This is a genomic window from Janthinobacterium sp. TND4EL3, from assembly GCF_900156175.1.
Taxonomy (GTDB): domain Bacteria; phylum Pseudomonadota; class Gammaproteobacteria; order Burkholderiales; family Burkholderiaceae_D; genus Janthinobacterium.
Genome location: NZ_FTMV01000002.1, coordinates 371776 through 387998, shown reverse-complemented (window position 1 = coordinate 387998; position 16223 = coordinate 371776). Strand labels below are relative to the sequence as shown.

At 65.2% G+C, this 16223-nt stretch carries 13 protein-coding genes; 4 read left to right on the top strand and 9 right to left on the bottom strand.

Going from position 1 to position 16223, the window contains the following annotated elements:
* The first annotated feature begins 53 nt into the window (after window positions 1-53).
* Window positions 54-2525 carry a TonB-dependent siderophore receptor gene (locus BXA07_RS05395; RefSeq protein WP_076566294.1) on the top strand — a complete coding sequence of 824 codons (2472 nt, stop codon included), beginning with the start codon at window positions 54-56 and terminating at the stop codon, window positions 2523-2525.
* Here the strand turns inward: BXA07_RS05395 and BXA07_RS05390 are convergent.
* Window positions 2522-3619, bottom strand: a complete 1098-nt coding sequence (locus BXA07_RS05390) for an alginate lyase family protein (protein ID WP_076566292.1) — start codon at window positions 3617-3619, stop codon at window positions 2522-2524. The two genes, BXA07_RS05395 and BXA07_RS05390, sit on opposite strands and share 4 nt — an antisense overlap.
* The gene (locus BXA07_RS05385) at window positions 3616-4617 is read right to left on the bottom strand and encodes a gamma-glutamyl-gamma-aminobutyrate hydrolase family protein (protein WP_139335438.1); all 1002 of its coding nucleotides are present in this window, start codon (window positions 4615-4617) and stop codon (window positions 3616-3618) included. The genes BXA07_RS05390 and BXA07_RS05385 overlap by 4 nt, the downstream gene beginning before the upstream one ends.
* 220 nt (window positions 4618-4837) lie before the next feature.
* On the opposite strand from BXA07_RS05385, the gene BXA07_RS05380 reads away from it, so the two are divergent.
* From BXA07_RS05380 to BXA07_RS05370, 3 genes are read left to right on the top strand one after another with little or no spacing between them, the layout of a single operon-like run.
* Window positions 4838-5137: a hypothetical protein gene (locus BXA07_RS05380; RefSeq protein ID WP_244556192.1), complete on the top strand. Its 300-nt coding sequence runs from the start codon at window positions 4838-4840 to the stop codon at window positions 5135-5137.
* Window positions 5134-6171 (top strand): 4-hydroxy-tetrahydrodipicolinate synthase, encoded by a 1038-nt coding sequence (dapA, locus tag BXA07_RS05375; RefSeq protein ID WP_076566291.1) that lies wholly within the window; start codon window positions 5134-5136, stop codon window positions 6169-6171. The genes BXA07_RS05380 and dapA overlap by 4 nt, the downstream gene beginning before the upstream one ends.
* Window positions 6149-6691: a division plane positioning ATPase MipZ gene (locus BXA07_RS05370; RefSeq protein ID WP_076566289.1), complete on the top strand. Its 543-nt coding sequence runs from the start codon at window positions 6149-6151 to the stop codon at window positions 6689-6691. Before dapA ends, BXA07_RS05370 begins: the two co-directional genes overlap by 23 nt.
* Window positions 6692-6745: 54 nt before the next feature.
* On the opposite strand, the gene BXA07_RS05365 is transcribed toward BXA07_RS05370, so the two are convergent.
* The 7 genes from BXA07_RS05365 to kdpF form a co-directional block, all read right to left on the bottom strand.
* Window positions 6746-7495, bottom strand: coding sequence for a TorF family putative porin (locus BXA07_RS05365; protein ID WP_076566522.1), 750 nt, complete (start codon window positions 7493-7495; stop codon window positions 6746-6748).
* A gap of 131 nt (window positions 7496-7626) precedes the next feature.
* Window positions 7627-8325, bottom strand: coding sequence for a two-component system response regulator KdpE (gene kdpE, locus BXA07_RS05360; RefSeq protein WP_034746496.1), 699 nt, complete (start codon window positions 8323-8325; stop codon window positions 7627-7629).
* The gene (locus BXA07_RS05355; RefSeq protein WP_076566288.1) at window positions 8322-11063 is read right to left on the bottom strand and encodes a DUF4118 domain-containing protein; all 2742 of its coding nucleotides are present in this window, start codon (window positions 11061-11063) and stop codon (window positions 8322-8324) included. Before BXA07_RS05355 ends, kdpE begins: the two co-directional genes overlap by 4 nt.
* Window positions 11064-11201: 138 nt before the next feature.
* On the bottom strand, window positions 11202-11777 hold the full coding sequence (kdpC, locus tag BXA07_RS05350; RefSeq protein WP_076566286.1) for a potassium-transporting ATPase subunit KdpC: 576 nt from the start codon (window positions 11775-11777) through the stop codon (window positions 11202-11204).
* Window positions 11778-11787: 10 nt separating this feature from the next.
* Window positions 11788-13866 carry a potassium-transporting ATPase subunit KdpB gene (kdpB, locus tag BXA07_RS05345; RefSeq protein ID WP_076566284.1) on the bottom strand — a complete coding sequence of 693 codons (2079 nt, stop codon included), beginning with the start codon at window positions 13864-13866 and terminating at the stop codon, window positions 11788-11790.
* Between the two features lie 9 nt (window positions 13867-13875).
* Window positions 13876-15681: a potassium-transporting ATPase subunit KdpA gene (gene kdpA, locus BXA07_RS05340; protein ID WP_076566282.1), complete on the bottom strand. Its 1806-nt coding sequence runs from the start codon at window positions 15679-15681 to the stop codon at window positions 13876-13878.
* Window positions 15681-15770: a K(+)-transporting ATPase subunit F gene (gene kdpF, locus BXA07_RS05335; RefSeq protein WP_034746483.1), complete on the bottom strand. Its 90-nt coding sequence runs from the start codon at window positions 15768-15770 to the stop codon at window positions 15681-15683. The genes kdpA and kdpF overlap by 1 nt, the downstream gene beginning before the upstream one ends.
* Between the last annotated feature and the right edge of the window lie 453 nt (window positions 15771-16223).

Genomic DNA, 16223 nt, shown 5'->3' with positions numbered 1-16223 from the left:
GACCTGGAAGATAGGCAGTCTCCATCTTGCGCATCCACGAAAGGCTTTATCCCATGCACCACGCTTCGCGTTCCCTCCTGACACGTACCGTTTTGGCCTGTGCCCTGGCGCAGATCGGCATGGCCCTGGCCCTGCCGGCGCCAGCGCAGGCACAAAGCCGGCAAGTACGCGCCTACAGCATTCCGGCCGGCGCGCTCGGCGACGTGCTGACGCGCTTCGGCAGCGACAGCGCCATTTTGTTGTCGTTCTCCAGCGATACCACGCAAGGCTTGCGCAGCGCCGGCCTGCAAGGCAGCTACAGCCTGCACGATGGCTTCCGCATGCTGCTGGCCGGCAGCGGCCTGCAAGCCGTGCCGCAGGCGAATGGCGGCTACCTGCTGCAAAAGATCTCCGCCGGCGCGACTACTCCCACGGCGGACAGCCGCGGCGTGGCCGTCATGAGCGGCGTCACCGTGGTGGCGGCCGCCGAGCGCAACGCCGCCACCAGCGGCACGGCCAGCTATACGGGCGGCCCTGCCAGCGGCGCCACAGGCCTGGCCCTGACGCAGCGCGAAACGCCGCAGTCGCTGACCATCGTCACGCGCCAGCAGATGGATGACCAGAACAGCAACGCCGTCTCCGACGTCATGAAGAACGTCAATGGCGTGAGCGTGCAAAACTACGACAGCGACCGCTGGAGCTTCCAGGCGCGCGGCTTTGCCGTCACCAATTTCCAGTATGACGGCGTGTCGGCCATTTATGACGGCGTCTACGACTGGGGCACGACCAACAGCGACATGGCCATCTACGACCGCATCGAAGTGCTGAAGGGCGCGACTGGCCTGATGAGCGGCTCGGGCGACCCGTCGGCCACCGTCAACATGGTGCGCAAGCGTCCCACTGCCAGCTTCGAGGGCGCGGCGACCCTGGGCGCGGGATCGTGGGACAATTACCGGGGCGAGGCCGATGTCTCCGGTCCCCTGAACGACAACCGCACGGTGCGCGGCCGCCTGGTCGGCGCCTACCAGGACAAGCACTCCTACCTGGACCGCTACACGCAGCAAAAATCCGTCGCCTACGGCATCGTCGAGGCGGACCTGACACCCGTGACCCTGCTGACGGCCGGCTTCACGCACCAGGACTACAAGCCGCGCGGCTCGACCTGGACGGGCTTCCCCGTGCTGCTGGCCGACGGCTCGCGCACGGATTTCCCCACCGCGTGGAACCCTGCCACCGGCTGGAGCCGCCGCGACATGCAGAACACCACCCTGTTTTCGTCGCTCGAACATACGTTCGCCAACGCGTGGAAACTGACACTGAGCGCCAACCAGTTGCGCAGCAAGCATGACAGCGTGCTCGGTTCGGCCAGCGGCGGCAATCCCGACCCCGTCACGGGCGAAGGCGCCTATTTCTTCATGGGCAAATACAAGGGCGACCGCCGCCAGACCACCGTCAACGTCGACGCCAGCGGGCCGTTTACCGCCTTCGGCCACCGCCATGAAGCGATGCTCGGCTATTCCCATTCGACGGCAAAACAGGATGGCCCAGTCTATGAGTCAGTCTATCCCCCCGTCGAAGGCAGCTATTTCGACTGGCGCGGCCAGTATGCGGAACCCGCATTTAGCCGCCTGGGCAACGACAACGACAGCACGCGCCAGAGCGGCCTGTATGGCGCCGTGCGCCTGCATCCGGCCGATGCGCTGTCCGTCATCGTCGGCGCGCGCGTGAGCGACTACAAGCAGGAGCAGGACCGCAGCTTCTTCGATCCCAAGACCGCGCGCATCACCTCGCGCATCGAGGAAAGCAACGTCATCACCCCGTATGCGGGCGTCGTGTATGACCTCGACAAGACGTATTCCCTCTTCGGCAGCTATACCAGCATCTTCGCTCCGCAGAGCAACCGCGACGTGAACCGCAACTTCCTCGCCCCCGTGCGCGGCAAGGGTATCGAGGCGGGCGTGAAAGCCGAATACCTCGATGGCAAGGTCAATGCCAGCGCGTCCCTGTTCCAGATCCGCCAGAGCAACGTGGCCAGCTCCGTGGGTGAAGTCAACGGCGAGGAAGCGTATCAAGCCATCGACGGCGTCACCAGCCGCGGCGTGGAAATGGAAGTGGCGGGCGAAGTGATGAAGGATGTGAAGCTGAGCGCCGGCTATACCTACACCCACGTGCGCGACGCGGATGGCAAGGATGTCTTTTCCACCATGCTGCAAACCACGCAGCCTGCCCATTTGGTGCGCGTGCAAGGCTCGTGGCGCCTGCCGGCCAGCCTGGACAAGCTGACCGTCGGTGGCGGCATCAACTGGCAAAGCAGCTACTACGGCAATATCTGGAATCCCGCCATCGAGGATTATTCACGCATCAAGCAGGGCAGCTACGCGCTGCTCAACCTGATGGCCCGCTACGAGATCAGCAAGAACGTCACGGCCAGCCTGAACGTGAACAACCTGCTCGACAAGAAGTACTTCACGGGCCTGGGCCTGTTCCAGACGGGTTTTTACGGCGAACCGCGCAACGTGATGTTCACCGTGCGCACGAAGTTTTAACCAGCAAGTTTTAACTCACTGCCGTACAGCGCCAGCGCCCAGGCTGGCGGGCGCAGTTCCATCGCCAGGGACAGGTAAGCGGGATCGAAGCGCGCCGCCAGCAAATACACATTGGCCGCGCCCTTGGTCTCCCAGTTCCCTGTAAAGCCCTTTTCACCGGCCGCCACGCGCTTGCGGTCGAAGGGCACGGCGCTTTTCGCGAACTCTTCGTGCGTCTTTTTGCCCTGCGCATACGGCGCCAGCCAGGCCAGCGCTTCGGCCAGGCGCCGCGCTTCCGGCGCGCCATACCAGTCGTCGCCATGCGCCTGCGCCATCAGGGCCGTCGTCAGCAGCGGCTCCAGGCTGTAGGTGGTGTAATGCAGGGCGTCGCGCTGCTCGAAGTCGAAGGGCACGCCGCCGGCGCCGATATTGCGCGGCACGTGTGCCAGGAAGCGCTCCTTCGCCCGCGCGACCAGCAAGGCGTCGCCCGTGACATACGCGGCGGCCGTGCCGATCTTGATGCGGTGGCTGTGCCAATTGTTGCGCGCGGTGGACGGGCCGCCCACCTTGACGGGATCGCTCAGATACCCCTGCGCCAGGGTGCGGCAAAACGCCTGCACCTGCTCGCGCTCGACGCCGTTCAAGCCCTCCTGTACCAAATCAAAGCCCATCAGCAGGCTGGCCAGCTCCGTCTCGTCGACGGGGCTGAACGAGGGCTGATAGCTGCCGCTCCAGGCCAGCAGCAGCTGGCGCGCCGCCTCGAAATGCGGCATCTCGCCCGATAGCCGCCAGGCCAGCGCCTGCAAGCGCGCCTGGCGCCAGTCTTCCTGCGCCTGCTGGCTGGTCTCGCGTCCGCCCTCCCCCTTCAGCAAGCCGCCCGTGCGCACTTCCGCCATCAGGTGCACGGGCCGCGCCGCGTCCTTGCGCGCCGCCTTGACTACCTGTTCCGCGATGGCTGGCGCCACCCGCGCCTTGAGCGTGCGGACGCGCACGGCGGACGTCAGCGCAAACGGCAGCGCGCCCTCATGCGGGCGCGGCGCCGCGCGCAAGCCCGCCAGGGGCAGCGCCAGCAGGCCGGCCAGCACGGCACGCCGGCGGATCAGGTGCGTGCTCAAAACCGCGTCTCCCGCGCCGCGCGCAAAAAGTTATCGAGGATGGGCGTGCAATCGAGCAGCTCCACGCCGCCCGCCGAATGGAATTCCGGGTGCCACTGCAAGCCCATGACGAAGCGGGCACGCTGGTAGCGGATGGCCTCGACGATGTTGTCCCCTTGCGAATACGCTTCCACGGTGACGTCGCGCCCCAGGTCCTTGACCGACTGGTGGTGGATGGAATTGACGAGCGCCTCGCCCGTCTTCGGGAACATGCCCGCCAGCGACGAGCCTTTCGGGAAGACGATGGTGTGGCGGTGGCGGTCATACAGGTCGTTGACGTGGGAGGCCGCGCCTGCCACATCCGAGGCGATGTCCTGGTACAGGGTGCCGCCAAAGCCCACGTTGATCAGTTGGCAGCCGCGGCAAATGCCCAGCACGGGTTTGCCCGCATCGACGAATTCGTGCAGCAGCTCCAGCTCGTACAGGTCGCGCGCGCGGTCGCCGTTCCATTCGGGCCGCGTGGCCGCCTCGGAATACGTCTGCGGCGAGACGTCGGCGCCGCCCTGCAGCACCAGGCCGTCCAGATGGCGCGCATAGTGGCGCAAGGTGATATTGCTCGGGTGTAGCTGGCCGCTGGTATTGACGGTCGGGATCATGAACACGAGCACGTCGCGCGACATGACCCACTGGGCAATCGACTCTTCCAGGTATTGCAGGTTCTTGCTGCGCAGGCCAGTGGCGCCCGGCTCGGGGTGGAAAATGCGCGCCGAGATGCCGATGCGCAGGGTGCGCCGCATGAAATCGCGGCTGGCCTTGTCGCGCATGGAACGGTAGCGCGACGAGATCACCCGCCAGGCCAGCGCCAGCGGCGTGTCGTTATCCTTCAGGTAGCGGGGGGCGGCGTCGTGCGCGCGGTGCTCATCATCGGGCGCCCGGCGGCCCACCCGGTCGGGCCGCGGCGGTGCCGGCGCTGCGGGATCGGTGGATGGGGGCTGCTGGGGATCTTTTTCGTCTGACATGGCAAGGCTGACTGAAAGCGGAGACGTTTTCAATATAAACCCCTGCCCCCGAAAGCACGATTCAATTTTGTAACAAAAGCACATGCGCGGCGCATCCGCGCAACACGGCGGCAGTAAAACTGCATACAGTCCGTTTACGCCGGCGGGCCCGCTTTTTAGAGAATCTTTACGCCCCCGCTGCTAATCTTGAACGTACCTCAACCACCGCTGCAAAGCCACCATGGAACCCCATTCACGCCTGCCATCGCATCAAGCACTGCCCCACCGCCATCCCCGCCTGCCCACCTTCCTCATGCATATCACGGTCGACAAAGCCTGCCTGGCCGAGCTGCGCCAGTTGGTCGTCAGGACCTGCGGCGGCATGCTGTCGTTCATGCGCGTCGAGGCGGTCGACCACGCCGAGCGCATGAAGGTCTGGCTGTGCGTGACGGAACCGGCGCTGCGCCTGACCATGGATGCCGTCATGCGCCTGCTGCCAGCGGCGGAATTTGGCCGCATCAGCCAGGGGAAATCGCTATGAACCAGTATTCCTGCGAACAGGCCATGTCGTCATCGCGCATTACCGCCCACTTCCAGGGCATCTGGGTGCCGATGGTCACGCCATTTTGCGACGGAGATGGCGACATCGACTTCGACGCGGCACAACGGCTCGCATGCGAACTGGCCGCCAGCGGCATCGATGGCCTGGTGGTATGCGGCACCACGGGCGAAGCGGCCATGCTAAGCGCCGCGGAACAGACCATGCTGCTCGACAGCGTGCTCGAAGCCGTCGGTCCCCGCTTCCCCGTCGTCATGGGGATAGGCGGCAGCGATACGCGCAGCGTCGTCGCCACGGTGCAGCGCTACAACGACCATCCGCTGGCCGGCCTGCTGGTCTCGGCGCCAGCGTATGTGCGCCCTTCGCAGGAAGGCATCGTGCGCCACTTCCAGGCCATCGCCGCCGCCACCGACCAGTCCATCGTGCTGTACAACGTGCCGGCCCGCACGGGCGTCAATATCGAACCGCAAACGGCGGCGCTACTGGCGCGCGACTCGCACTTCGTCGCCATCAAGGAAGCGGGCGGCAAGCTGCAGCAGCTGGGCGAACTGCTGCTCGACACGCGCCTGGACGTGCTGTGCGGCGACGATGCGCTGCTGCTGGCCAGCCTGTCCATGGGCGGCCACGGCGCCATGTCGGCCGCAGCCCAGGTGCGCCCCGACCTGTATGCGCAGCTGTACCACCTCGTCAGGCAGGGACGCCACGGCGCCGCCGGCGCCCTGTTCAAGACCATGCTGCCCGTCATCCGCCTGCTGTTTGCCGAACCGAATCCCGCTCCCGTGAAGGCCGCGCTGTCCATGCAGGGCAAGGTGCGCGACGCATTGCGCCTGCCGATGACGCCCATGTCGGCCGCCGGCCAGGCCGCCCTGGCCGAAGCACTCGAACCATTGATGCAGCTGCCCGCATGGACCGCGAGCGACAGGGATGCGCCGCGCGAAGGCTGTCTGCTGCAGCTGGTTTCCCCTGCCAACATCATGCCAGCCGTGCGCCAAGATGATCATCGCCATCACGGATGAACGCGGCGGGATGGAGAAATCCATCCTGGCCGGGCGGCTGGCCGCCTCGCGGGCGCTGGCCGGACGCAAGGTGCTGCTGCTCGACGCCGATCCGCGCCAGGGCGCCATGGCGCAGGCCAGGAACCTGCACGACGGCGCCATGCACGGCAGCCTGACGCGGCCGCGCCTGATGGCGCGCGCCATCAGCGCCAAGGGCTTGCAGCCGGAGCTCGAGCACCTGGTGCACTGCTACCACGACATCGTCATCGACAGCGAAGGCCGCGATTCCATGGGCAGCCGCTCGGCCCTGATCGCCGCGCGCGTGCTGGTGGTGCCGCTCGATGGTGTCGTCGACGCCGGCGCGCAGGCGGGCCTGGCGCGCCGCATCGCGCATGCGCGCAGCGTCAATCCGGGCCTGCGCGTCCTGCTGGCAAGGGACACGCAAGCGACGGCCGCCCATGCGCTGGCCGCGCAGATTCCAGCCTCCCGCGTGGTCGGTCTGGAGCAGCTGTATTGCGCCGTTTTCAACCTTTCTACCTAGCCCGTCCGGGCACGCAAAAAAGGCGGCGCATGCGCCGCCTCTCCCTTCAGTCAATTAAAACGTCTTGCTGACCGTCAGCTGCAGCGCCGTCTTGCCCATGAATTTGCCATTCACGGGCGAGGCATAGGCGGATTTGCCCGCGTTCGTGCCGATCACGGCCAGCGCGCCCGAAACAAAACCGAAGTCGCGCGTCACGCCCACTTTCCAGTCCGTGTAGCTAGCCGCATCATTGTTTTTCACTTTCTGGTGGCCCGCATGCAGGTTGCCGGTCCAGCCGTTCGTCAGGTCGATATTCGCGCCGATATCGAGGTAGCCGCTGTTCTTGCTGTTGACGATGCCGAACAGGTTCGAGACGGCATGCGAATACTTGATATAGGCGGGGCCGTACGACAACTGGCCGTAGACTTCCTGCGTGTCCGCGTTGGCCAGGCCGGCGACGTGCTTCAAGCCGTTGTCGGCATACACATACGCCAGCACGCCCACGTCATAGCCGATGTCGGTCGTCAACTGGCCGCGCTTGCCCGCATACAGGTCCACTTCCACGTCGCCGCTGCCGCCCGCATCCTTGGCCCACTTGATGGTGGAAGCCCAGGCGCCTGCATACAGGCCGGTCGGATTGTTGACATAGTCGACGCCGCCCTGCAGCGCGGGTTTCAAACGCGTCTGCGAGATGCCCCGATAACGGTAGTCGGACACGCCGGCCACATTGAAACTGACTTCATTGTCGGGCTTGGCCTCTTCCGCGTGGGCCAGGCTGCCAGTAAAGGCGGTCGCGACGGCAAGTGCAAGTAACATTTTATTCATGGTTTTTTCTTCTTCATGGGTGGTATGGGCCTTTGCCAACATGGCGCAGCTGGCCCGCCGCTGCAAAATTTTGGGTAAAGCGTCCCCCTGGCGCGCGCGGCGCCGGTTTTCAAACAGGGGATTCACAGGTGTTAGAGCGGCAGCAGCAGCCGGTAACCGACGGCCGTTTCCGTCAGCAGGTACTGCGGCTGGGCCGGATCGGCTTCCAGCTTCTGGCGCAGATGGCCCATGTAGATGCGCAGGTAATGGCCGTTTTCGCTATTCGACGGCCCCCATACTTCGCGCAGCAGCTGCGGATTGGTGACCACCCTGCCCGCGTTTTTTACCAACACCGACAGCAGGCGAAATTCCGTCGGCGTCATGTGCACCAGCTGCTTGTTGCGCGTCACCAGCCGGTCCTTCAGGTCGACCCGCACGTCGCCGAACTGCACCACGCCATCGTCGCTGGCGGCGGGCTGGCGCTGGCGGCGCAAGGTGGCGCGCACGCGCGCCAGCAGTTCGCCCACGCCAAACGGCTTGGTGAGATAGTCGTCGGCGCCGGCGTCGAGCGCGCGGATCTTGTCCTGCTCGTCGACCCGCGCCGACAGCACGATGATGGGCACGGCCGACCATTTGCGGATGTCGGCGATGAAATCGATGCCGTCGCCGTCGGGCAGGCCCAGGTCCAGCACGATCAGGTCGGGCCGGCGCGTGCCCGCATCGATCAGGCCCCGCTGCATGGTGGCGGACTCGAAAATCTGCCAGCCCTCGTCTTCCAGCGCGGCACGCACGAAGCGGCGGATTTGTGGTTCATCCTCGACCAGCAAAGCGGTGGCGGAAGGTTCGTTCATGATGGTTTTCCTGTTTCATTTACGTTGGCGTCGTCCAGTTCCGCTTCCGGCAAGGCTGGCGGCGTACCCAGGGGCAGGCTGAAGGCGATGGCAGCACCCTGTCCCGGCGCGTGCGGCTGCGCGTGGATGGTGCCGCCGTGGGCTTCGACGATGGCGCGGCAAATGGCCAGCCCCAGCCCGACGCCCGGCTTGTTCGATTCGCGCTCGCCGCGCGTGAATTTTTCAAAGATGGCTTCTTCGCGGCCGGGCGGCAAGCCCGGGCCATCGTCAAGCACCATCACCTGCAGGAACTGGCCGCGCACTCCGGCCACGACCGTGATGGTGCTGCCCGGCGGCGTATACTTGGCCGCGTTTTCCAGCAGGTTGCACAGTACGCGCTCGATCAGCACGGCATCGTAGCGCACCAGCGGCAAGTCTGGCGCCAGCTGCGTCTGCACGGTGTGCAGCTGCAGTTGCGGACCGCTGGCGCGCAGCGCGCTGCCCACCACCTCTTCCAGCGCCTGCCATTGCAGGTTCAGGCGCACCTGGCCGCTCTCGATGCGCGCCATGTCCAGCAAGTTCGCCACCAGGGCGCTCATGCGCACGGTTTCGGACTGCAGCGAGCGCGCCATGTCCAGCTGCGCGGGCGACAGCGCAGGCCGGGACAGCGCCAGCGATTCGGCCAGGCCCACCAGCGACGTCAATGGCGTGCGCAAATCGTGCGACAGGGCCGCCAGCAGCGAATTGCGCAGCCGCTCGGATTCCATCTGCAGCAGCGCGCCCTGGGCCACGTCGATGTAGTGCACGCGTTCGAGCGCGATGGCCGCCAGCGCGGCAAAGGTATCGAGGTGCTGGCGCTGTTCCGGCACCAGCAGCCAGCGACCGCGCTGCGCGCCATCGAGCGGCAGCAGCGCCAGCACGCCGCGCGTACGCACAGGCGCGATCAGCGGCAGGTAGAAAATGGGCGAGGCCGGCAAGGTATCGGTGCCAGTGCCCGCTGCCTGCGCATGGTCGAAGGCCCACTGCGCGATGCCGAGATCGAGCGGTTCGCCGCCGTTCGGGGCCTGCAAGCTGCCCTCGTCGTCCGGCAGCAGCAAGGTGGCGCGCGCGCGGAAAGCCCGTTCGATGGCGCTTTTCGTGATGTCGAAAATCTGCTCCGTCTGCAGCACGCCGGATAATTCGCGCGAGAATTCGTACAGGGCGCGGGCGCGCGCTTCGCGGTGCGAGGCCACGCGCGCCTGGAAGCGCAGGCCGGCCGTCAGGTGGCCTGTGATCAAGCCTACGGCCAGCATCACGCCAAAGGTGATCACATACTGGAAATCGCCCACGGCAAACGAGAAACGGGGCGGCACGAAGATAAAATCGAAGCTGGCCACGCCCAGCAGGCTGGCCAGCGCCGCCGGCCCCCGCCCCAGGCGCACGGCCACCAGCACCACCGTCAATAATGACAGCATGGCGATGTTGGCCAGGTCCAGATAAGGCTGCAGAGGTACCGAAGCGAGGGCCGTTCCCAGGCTGGCGCCGGCGGCCAGGATGTAGCGCCAATGGCGCGATGGCCGGCGCGGCGCATCCGCGTCGTCGCCCGCCGCGCGCCGGGGCGCCGCATCGGCTGGCGGCAAGCCCACCTCGATCAAATCGATATCGTGCGCCAGGCTGGCCATGCGTGCGGCCGGCGGGGCCTGCCACAGGCGCGCCAGCGGACCGCCACGACCACGGCCCACGATGACTTTCGAGATATTCGCGCCGCGTGCATACTCGACCACGGCGCCGCCGATGTCGGCGGACGGCACAATGGCCGTGCGCGCGCCCAGGTCCTGCGCCAGTTTCAGGGTTTTCAGGATGCGTTCGCGCTGGCCCGCCGGCAAACGCTGCAAACGGGGCGTTTCCACGTACAGCGCGTGCCATTCCGCATTCAGCTGGCTGGCCAGACGCGCCGTGCTGCGGACGACATGTTCGCCCCCCGCATGCGGTCCCACGCAGGCCAGCAGCGCGGCGCCCGTCTTCCACACGGGATTGATCGATTTTTCGACGCGGTAGGCCTGTACGTCGTCCTGCACCCGGTCCGCCGTGCGGCGCAAGGCCAGTTCGCGCAAGGCGATCAGGTTCCCCTTGCGGAAAAAATGCTGCGATGCCCGTTCGGCCTGCTGCGGCTGATACACCTTGCCCTGCTTCAGGCGGCGCAGCAATTCATCGGCCGGGATATCGACCAGCACCACTTCATCGGCACGGTCGAACACCGTGTCGGGCAGGGTCTCGGCCACGCGCACGCCCGTGATTCCTCCCACCACGTCGTTCAGACTTTCCAGGTGCTGCACGTTCACGGTCGACAGCACGTCGATGCCGGCCGCCAGCAGTTCCTCGACGTCCTGCCAGCGCTTCGGATGGCGCGAACCGGCCACGTTCGAGTGGGCCAGTTCATCCATCAGTATCAGCGGCGGCGCGCGGCGCAGGGCCTCGTCCAGGTCGAACTCGTACAGAGTCTTGCCCCGGTACTCGATGGCCTTGAGCGGAAGCACGGGCAAGCCGTCCAGCTGGGCCGCCGTATCCTGGCGCCCATGCGTCTCCACCACGCCCACCAGCAAGTCCTGGCCATCGGCCAGCAATTTGCGGGCGGCCGCCAGCATCGCATAGGTCTTGCCGACGCCGGCTGAAGCGCCAAAATAGATGCGCAGCCGACCGCGCGCGGCTTTCTGTTCCTGCGCCTGCACTTGCGCCAGCAGGGCATCAGGGTCGGGGCGTTGGCTGTCGTTGGGGAGCATGTTGTATTTTAATCTTCTTGGGCATTGTAGGTCGGATTAGCGCGTCCGAAGGGCGCGCGTAATCCGACAACATCGTTGGCCTGGCTGGTGGTGATGTCGGCTTACGCTGCGCTAAGCCGACCTACGCCGACCTGCGCCTTATTTTGCCATGGCATCCAACGCCAGATTCAGTTCCAGCACATTCACGCGCGGTTCGCCGAAAAAGCCGATATACGCGGTTTTCTGCACCTTGGCGATGGCGTTTTCCACCTGCGCCAGCGGCACGGCGCGCACGCGGGCCACGCGCGGCGCCTGGTACAGGGCGCCCGCCAGGCTGATTTCCGGGTCCAGGCCGCTGCTCGACGCCGTCACCAGGTCGACGGGGATCGGGTTGCGGTTGCCGGGATCGGCTTCCTTCAGGGCGGCGATGCGCGCCTTGACGGCGTCCACCAGGGCCGGATTGCTCGGCCCCTGGTTCGAGCCGCCCGAACCGGCGCCGTTATTGGCCATTGGCGCGGTGGCCGACGGCCGGCCCCAGAAGTACTTGGGCGAGGTGAAGGACTGGCCGATCAGCATCGAGCCGACGGGCTTGCCCCCACGCTCGACGATGCTGCCGTTGACTTCATCGCTGAAGGCCAGCTGCCCGATGCCGGCCGTGGCAAACGGATAGACGACGCCGCAGATCACGGTCAGCGCGGCAAACAGGACCAGGGCGGGACGTACGATAGTGCTCATGATGGTTCCTTTAGACTAAATTGAGGGCGGACAGCAGCATGTCGATCAGCTTGATCCCGATGAAGGGCAAAATAATCCCGCCCAGGCCGTAGATCAGCAGGTTGCGGCGCAACAGGCTGGCCGCGCCGATGGCCCGGTACTGCACGCCTTTCAGCGCCAGCGGAATGAGCACGACGATGATCAGGGCATTGAAGATCACGGCCGACATGATGGCTGAGGCAGGGCTGGCCAAATGCATGACGTCGAGCGCCTTCAATTGCGGATACGTACCCACGAAAGCGGCCGGGATGATGGCGAAGTACTTGGCGATGTCGTTCGAGATCGAGAACGTCGTCAGCGAACCGCGCGTCATCAGCATCTGCTTGCCGATTTCAACGATTTCCAGCAGCTTGGTCGGGTTCGAATCGAGGTCGACCATGTTGCCCGCCTCCTTCGCCGCCTGCGTGCCCGAATTCATGGCCACGGCCACGTCGGCCTGCGCCAGCGCGGGGGCATCGTTGGTGCCGTCGCCCGTCATCGCCACCAGGCGGCCTTCGGACTGGTAGCTGCGGATGAGTTTCAGTTTGTCTTCCGGCGTCGCCTCGGCGAGGAAATCGTCCACGCCCGCTTCGGCGGCAATCGCGGCCGCCGTCAGCTTGTTGTCGCCCGTGATCATGACGGTCTTGATGCCCATGCGGCGCAATTCCGCAAAACGCTCCTTGATGCCGCCCTTGACGATATCCTTCAGTTCCACGGCGCCCATGACGCGACCGTCGTCCACCACCACCAGCGGCGTGCTGCCGCGGCGGGCGATATCGTCAACGGCGCGCGCAACTTCATCAGGATACGGCTGCCCCAGCGCTTCCACGTGCTTTTTCATCGAATCGGCCGCGCCCTTGCGCAACTGGCGCACCTGCTGCTCGCCAGGGATATCCACGCCGCTCATGCGCGTCTGCGCCGTAAAGGGCACGAAGGTGGCGTGCAGGCTGGCCATCTCGCGTTCGCGGATATTGAACTTCTGCTTGGCCAGCACGACGATGCTGCGCCCTTCCGGCGTTTCATCGGCCAGCGAGGCCAGCTGCGCCGCATCGGCCAGCTGCTGCTCCGTCACGCCGGGCGCCGGCACGAAGCTCGATGCCTGGCGGTTGCCGAGGGTGATGGTGCCCGTCTTATCGAGCAGCAGCACGTCCACGTCGCCGGCCGCTTCCACGGCGCGGCCCGAGGTGGCGATCACATTGGCCTGCATCATGCGGCTCATGCCGGCCACGCCGATGGCGGACAGCAAGCCGCCGATGGTGGTCGGAATCAAACACACGAGCAGTGCGATCAGCACGGTGATCGTCACCGGCGTGCCGCTGCCGGCCGCCGCCACGGAAAATAGCGAGTACGGCAGCAGGGTCACGGTGACGATCAGGAACACGATCGACAGGGCGACGAGCAGGATCGTCAGGGCGATCTCGTTCGGCGTCTTCTGGCGCTTGGCGCCTTCGACCATGGCGATCATGCGGTCGATGAAGGCTTCGCCCGGGTTGACGGACACGCGCACCAGCAGCCAGTCCGACAGCACGCGGGTGCCGCCCGTGACGGCAGAAAAGTCGCCGCCCGATTCGCGGATGACGGGCGCCGATTCGCCCGTGATGGCGCTCTCGTCGACGGAGGCCACGCCGGCCGTCACTTCGCCGTCGGCGGGAATCACGTCGCCCGCTTCGACCAGCACCGTCATGCCCTTGCGCAGGTCGGTCGCCGGCGTGGGCAGCCAGGAGGTGCCGTACTTCGGCGTCTGCATTTTCTTTGCCATCACCGTCTGCTTGAGGGCGCGCAGCGAGGCCGCCTGGGCCTTGCTGCGGCCTTCGGCCAGCGCTTCGGCAAAGTTCGCGAACAGCACGGTAAACCACAGCCACACGGCGACGGCGACGATGAAGCCGAACGGCGCTTCACCTTGGCCATTCAGCGCCTGGATGGCCAGCAGGGTCGTGATGATGCTGCCCACATAGACGACGAACATCACGGGGCTGCGCCACTGCGTGCGGGGGTCGAGTTTTTTGAACGCATCGACGATGGCGGGGCCAATCAGTGCGGAATCGAACAAAGTCAGGCTTGTGCGTGACATGGTAGCCTCTTATTTGATGAAAAGTTGCAGGTGTTCGACGATCGGGCCCAGGGCCAGCGCGGGAACGTAATTCAATACACCAACCAGCACGACGACGCCGATCAGCAGGCCGATGAACATGGGGCCATGCGTGGGCATGGTGCCCGCATTGGCCGACAGGCGCTGCTTGGCCGCCAGCGAACCGGCCACCGCCAGCACGGGCACGATCACGCCGAAGCGGCCGAACCACATGGCAATCGCCAGCATCACGTTGTAGAACGGCGTGTTGGCGGACAGGCCGGCAAACGCGCTGCCGTTGTTGTTGGCGGCCGATGTGAAGGCGTACAGGATCTCGGAGAAACCGTGCGCGCCCGGATTGGCCACGCCGATCTTGCCCGGTTCGACCATCACGGCGATCGCCGTACCCGTCAATACGAGGGCTGGCGTAATCAGGATGGCCAGCGAGACCATCTTCATTTCATAGGCCTGGATTTTCTTGCCCAGGTATTCAGGCGTGCGGCCTATCATCAGGCCGGCGATGAAGACAGCCAGGATGGCGAACATCAGCATGCCGTACAGACCCGTTCCCACACCGCCGAAGACCACTTCGCCGAACTGCATCAGCAGCAGCGGCACCATGCCGCCCAGGGGCATATAGGAATCGTGCATGGAGTTGACGGCGCCGCACGATGCGGCCGTCGTCACCGCCGCGAACAGGGTCGAGGAGCTGATGCCGAAGCGCGTTTCCTTGCCTTCCATATTGCCGCCCGATTGCAGGCTGCTGGCCTGCTGGTCCACGCCCAGCGCTTGCAAGGCGGGATTGGCTTGCTGCTCTGCGCTCATCACGCCGGCCGTCATGACGACAAAGATCAGGGACATCGCGGCCAGCACGGCCCAGCCCTGGCGCAGGTCGCCCACCACGCGGCCAAAGGTGAAGCACAGGCCGGCGGGAATGATGAAAATGGCCAGCATCTGCAGGAAGTTCGACAGCACGGTCGGATTTTCATACGGGTGCGAGGAATTGGCATTGAAGAAGCCGCCGCCATTCGTGCCCAGCAGCTTGATCGACTCCTGCGACGCGACGGGGCCCATGGCGATTGTCTGCGTGGTCGCCACTTGCGCTTCCATCACGGGTTTGCCGGCCGTATCCAGCAAGGGCTGGCCGTCGGCCGTCACTTTCGGCGTTTCATACGCAACGTGGTCGAGCAGGGTCACTTCCTTGTAGGCGGAAAAATTCTGGATCATGCCTTCGCCCATGAAGACGACGGACAGGGCCAGGGACAACGGCAGCAGGATGTACAGGGTCGAGCGCACCAGGTCGACCCAGAAATTGCCGATCGATTTGCCCGAGCGCGAGGCGAAGCCGCGCACCAGCGCGAAGATCACGGCGATGCCTGTGGCCGCCGAGAAGAAATTCTGGCAGGCCATGCCCAGCATCTGCGTCAGGTAGCTCATGGTCTGTTCGCCGCCGTAGCCCTGCCAGTTGGTATTGGCGACGAAGCTGACGGTGGTATTGAACGAGGAATCGGGGCTGACGGCGCCCAGGCCCTGTGGATTCAGGGGCAGGAAGCCCTGCAGGCGCTGCAGGCCGTAGACGAAGACGGCGCCCACGGTATTGAAGACGATCAGGGCGATGGCATAGCTTTTCCAGCCCATGGCCTTGTCGGCGGGAAGGCCGGACCAGCGGTACAGCAGGTTTTCCAGCTTTTGCAGCCAGCCCAGGCCGCGCACGGGGCCGTCGCCGGCCACCTTGGCCATGTACAGGCCCAGCGGATAGCCGGCGGCCAGCAGCACGGCCAGGAAGGCCACCAATAACAGTATCGATTGCGTCGTCATCACAGTTCCTCCGCCTTCAGCAGCGCCACCAGCAGGTACACGAGCAGGCCGGCCGAGACGACGGCGCCCAGCACATAAAACGCGTTCATTTGACGCTCCCTAATTTGTCGCAGGCGATGGCAAAGCCGGCCGCCACGACGAAAAACACGGCAATCAAGCCGAGATACACGAGATCCATTCCCACCCTCATTCAGGTTTGTTTTGATAGTGAGCAGATTAGCCAAAAGGGTCTAAAAAATTCGTAAAGACTGGGAAGGCAGCTGTAAACAAGATGTAAAAACGGCGGCTTTACCGCATAAAATCCTTCACAATGGGCGCAAAACCACGCGCACAGCGCACCGTTGTTGCCCTGGAGTAGCGCTATTGCTCGCCGGACAAGATAGAATGCGCGAGCGTCCGCACAAGGACGCCAAGCCTGCCGCACTGCCCTCCCCCAGTGACGCTGGACGAGATTTACTGTATATTCATACAGTTATCGCCGCCGCTGTCATTGCGCCCCGCAGTGCCCTGGCCTGGCGTTCCAACCACTGTCTTTACTTAGC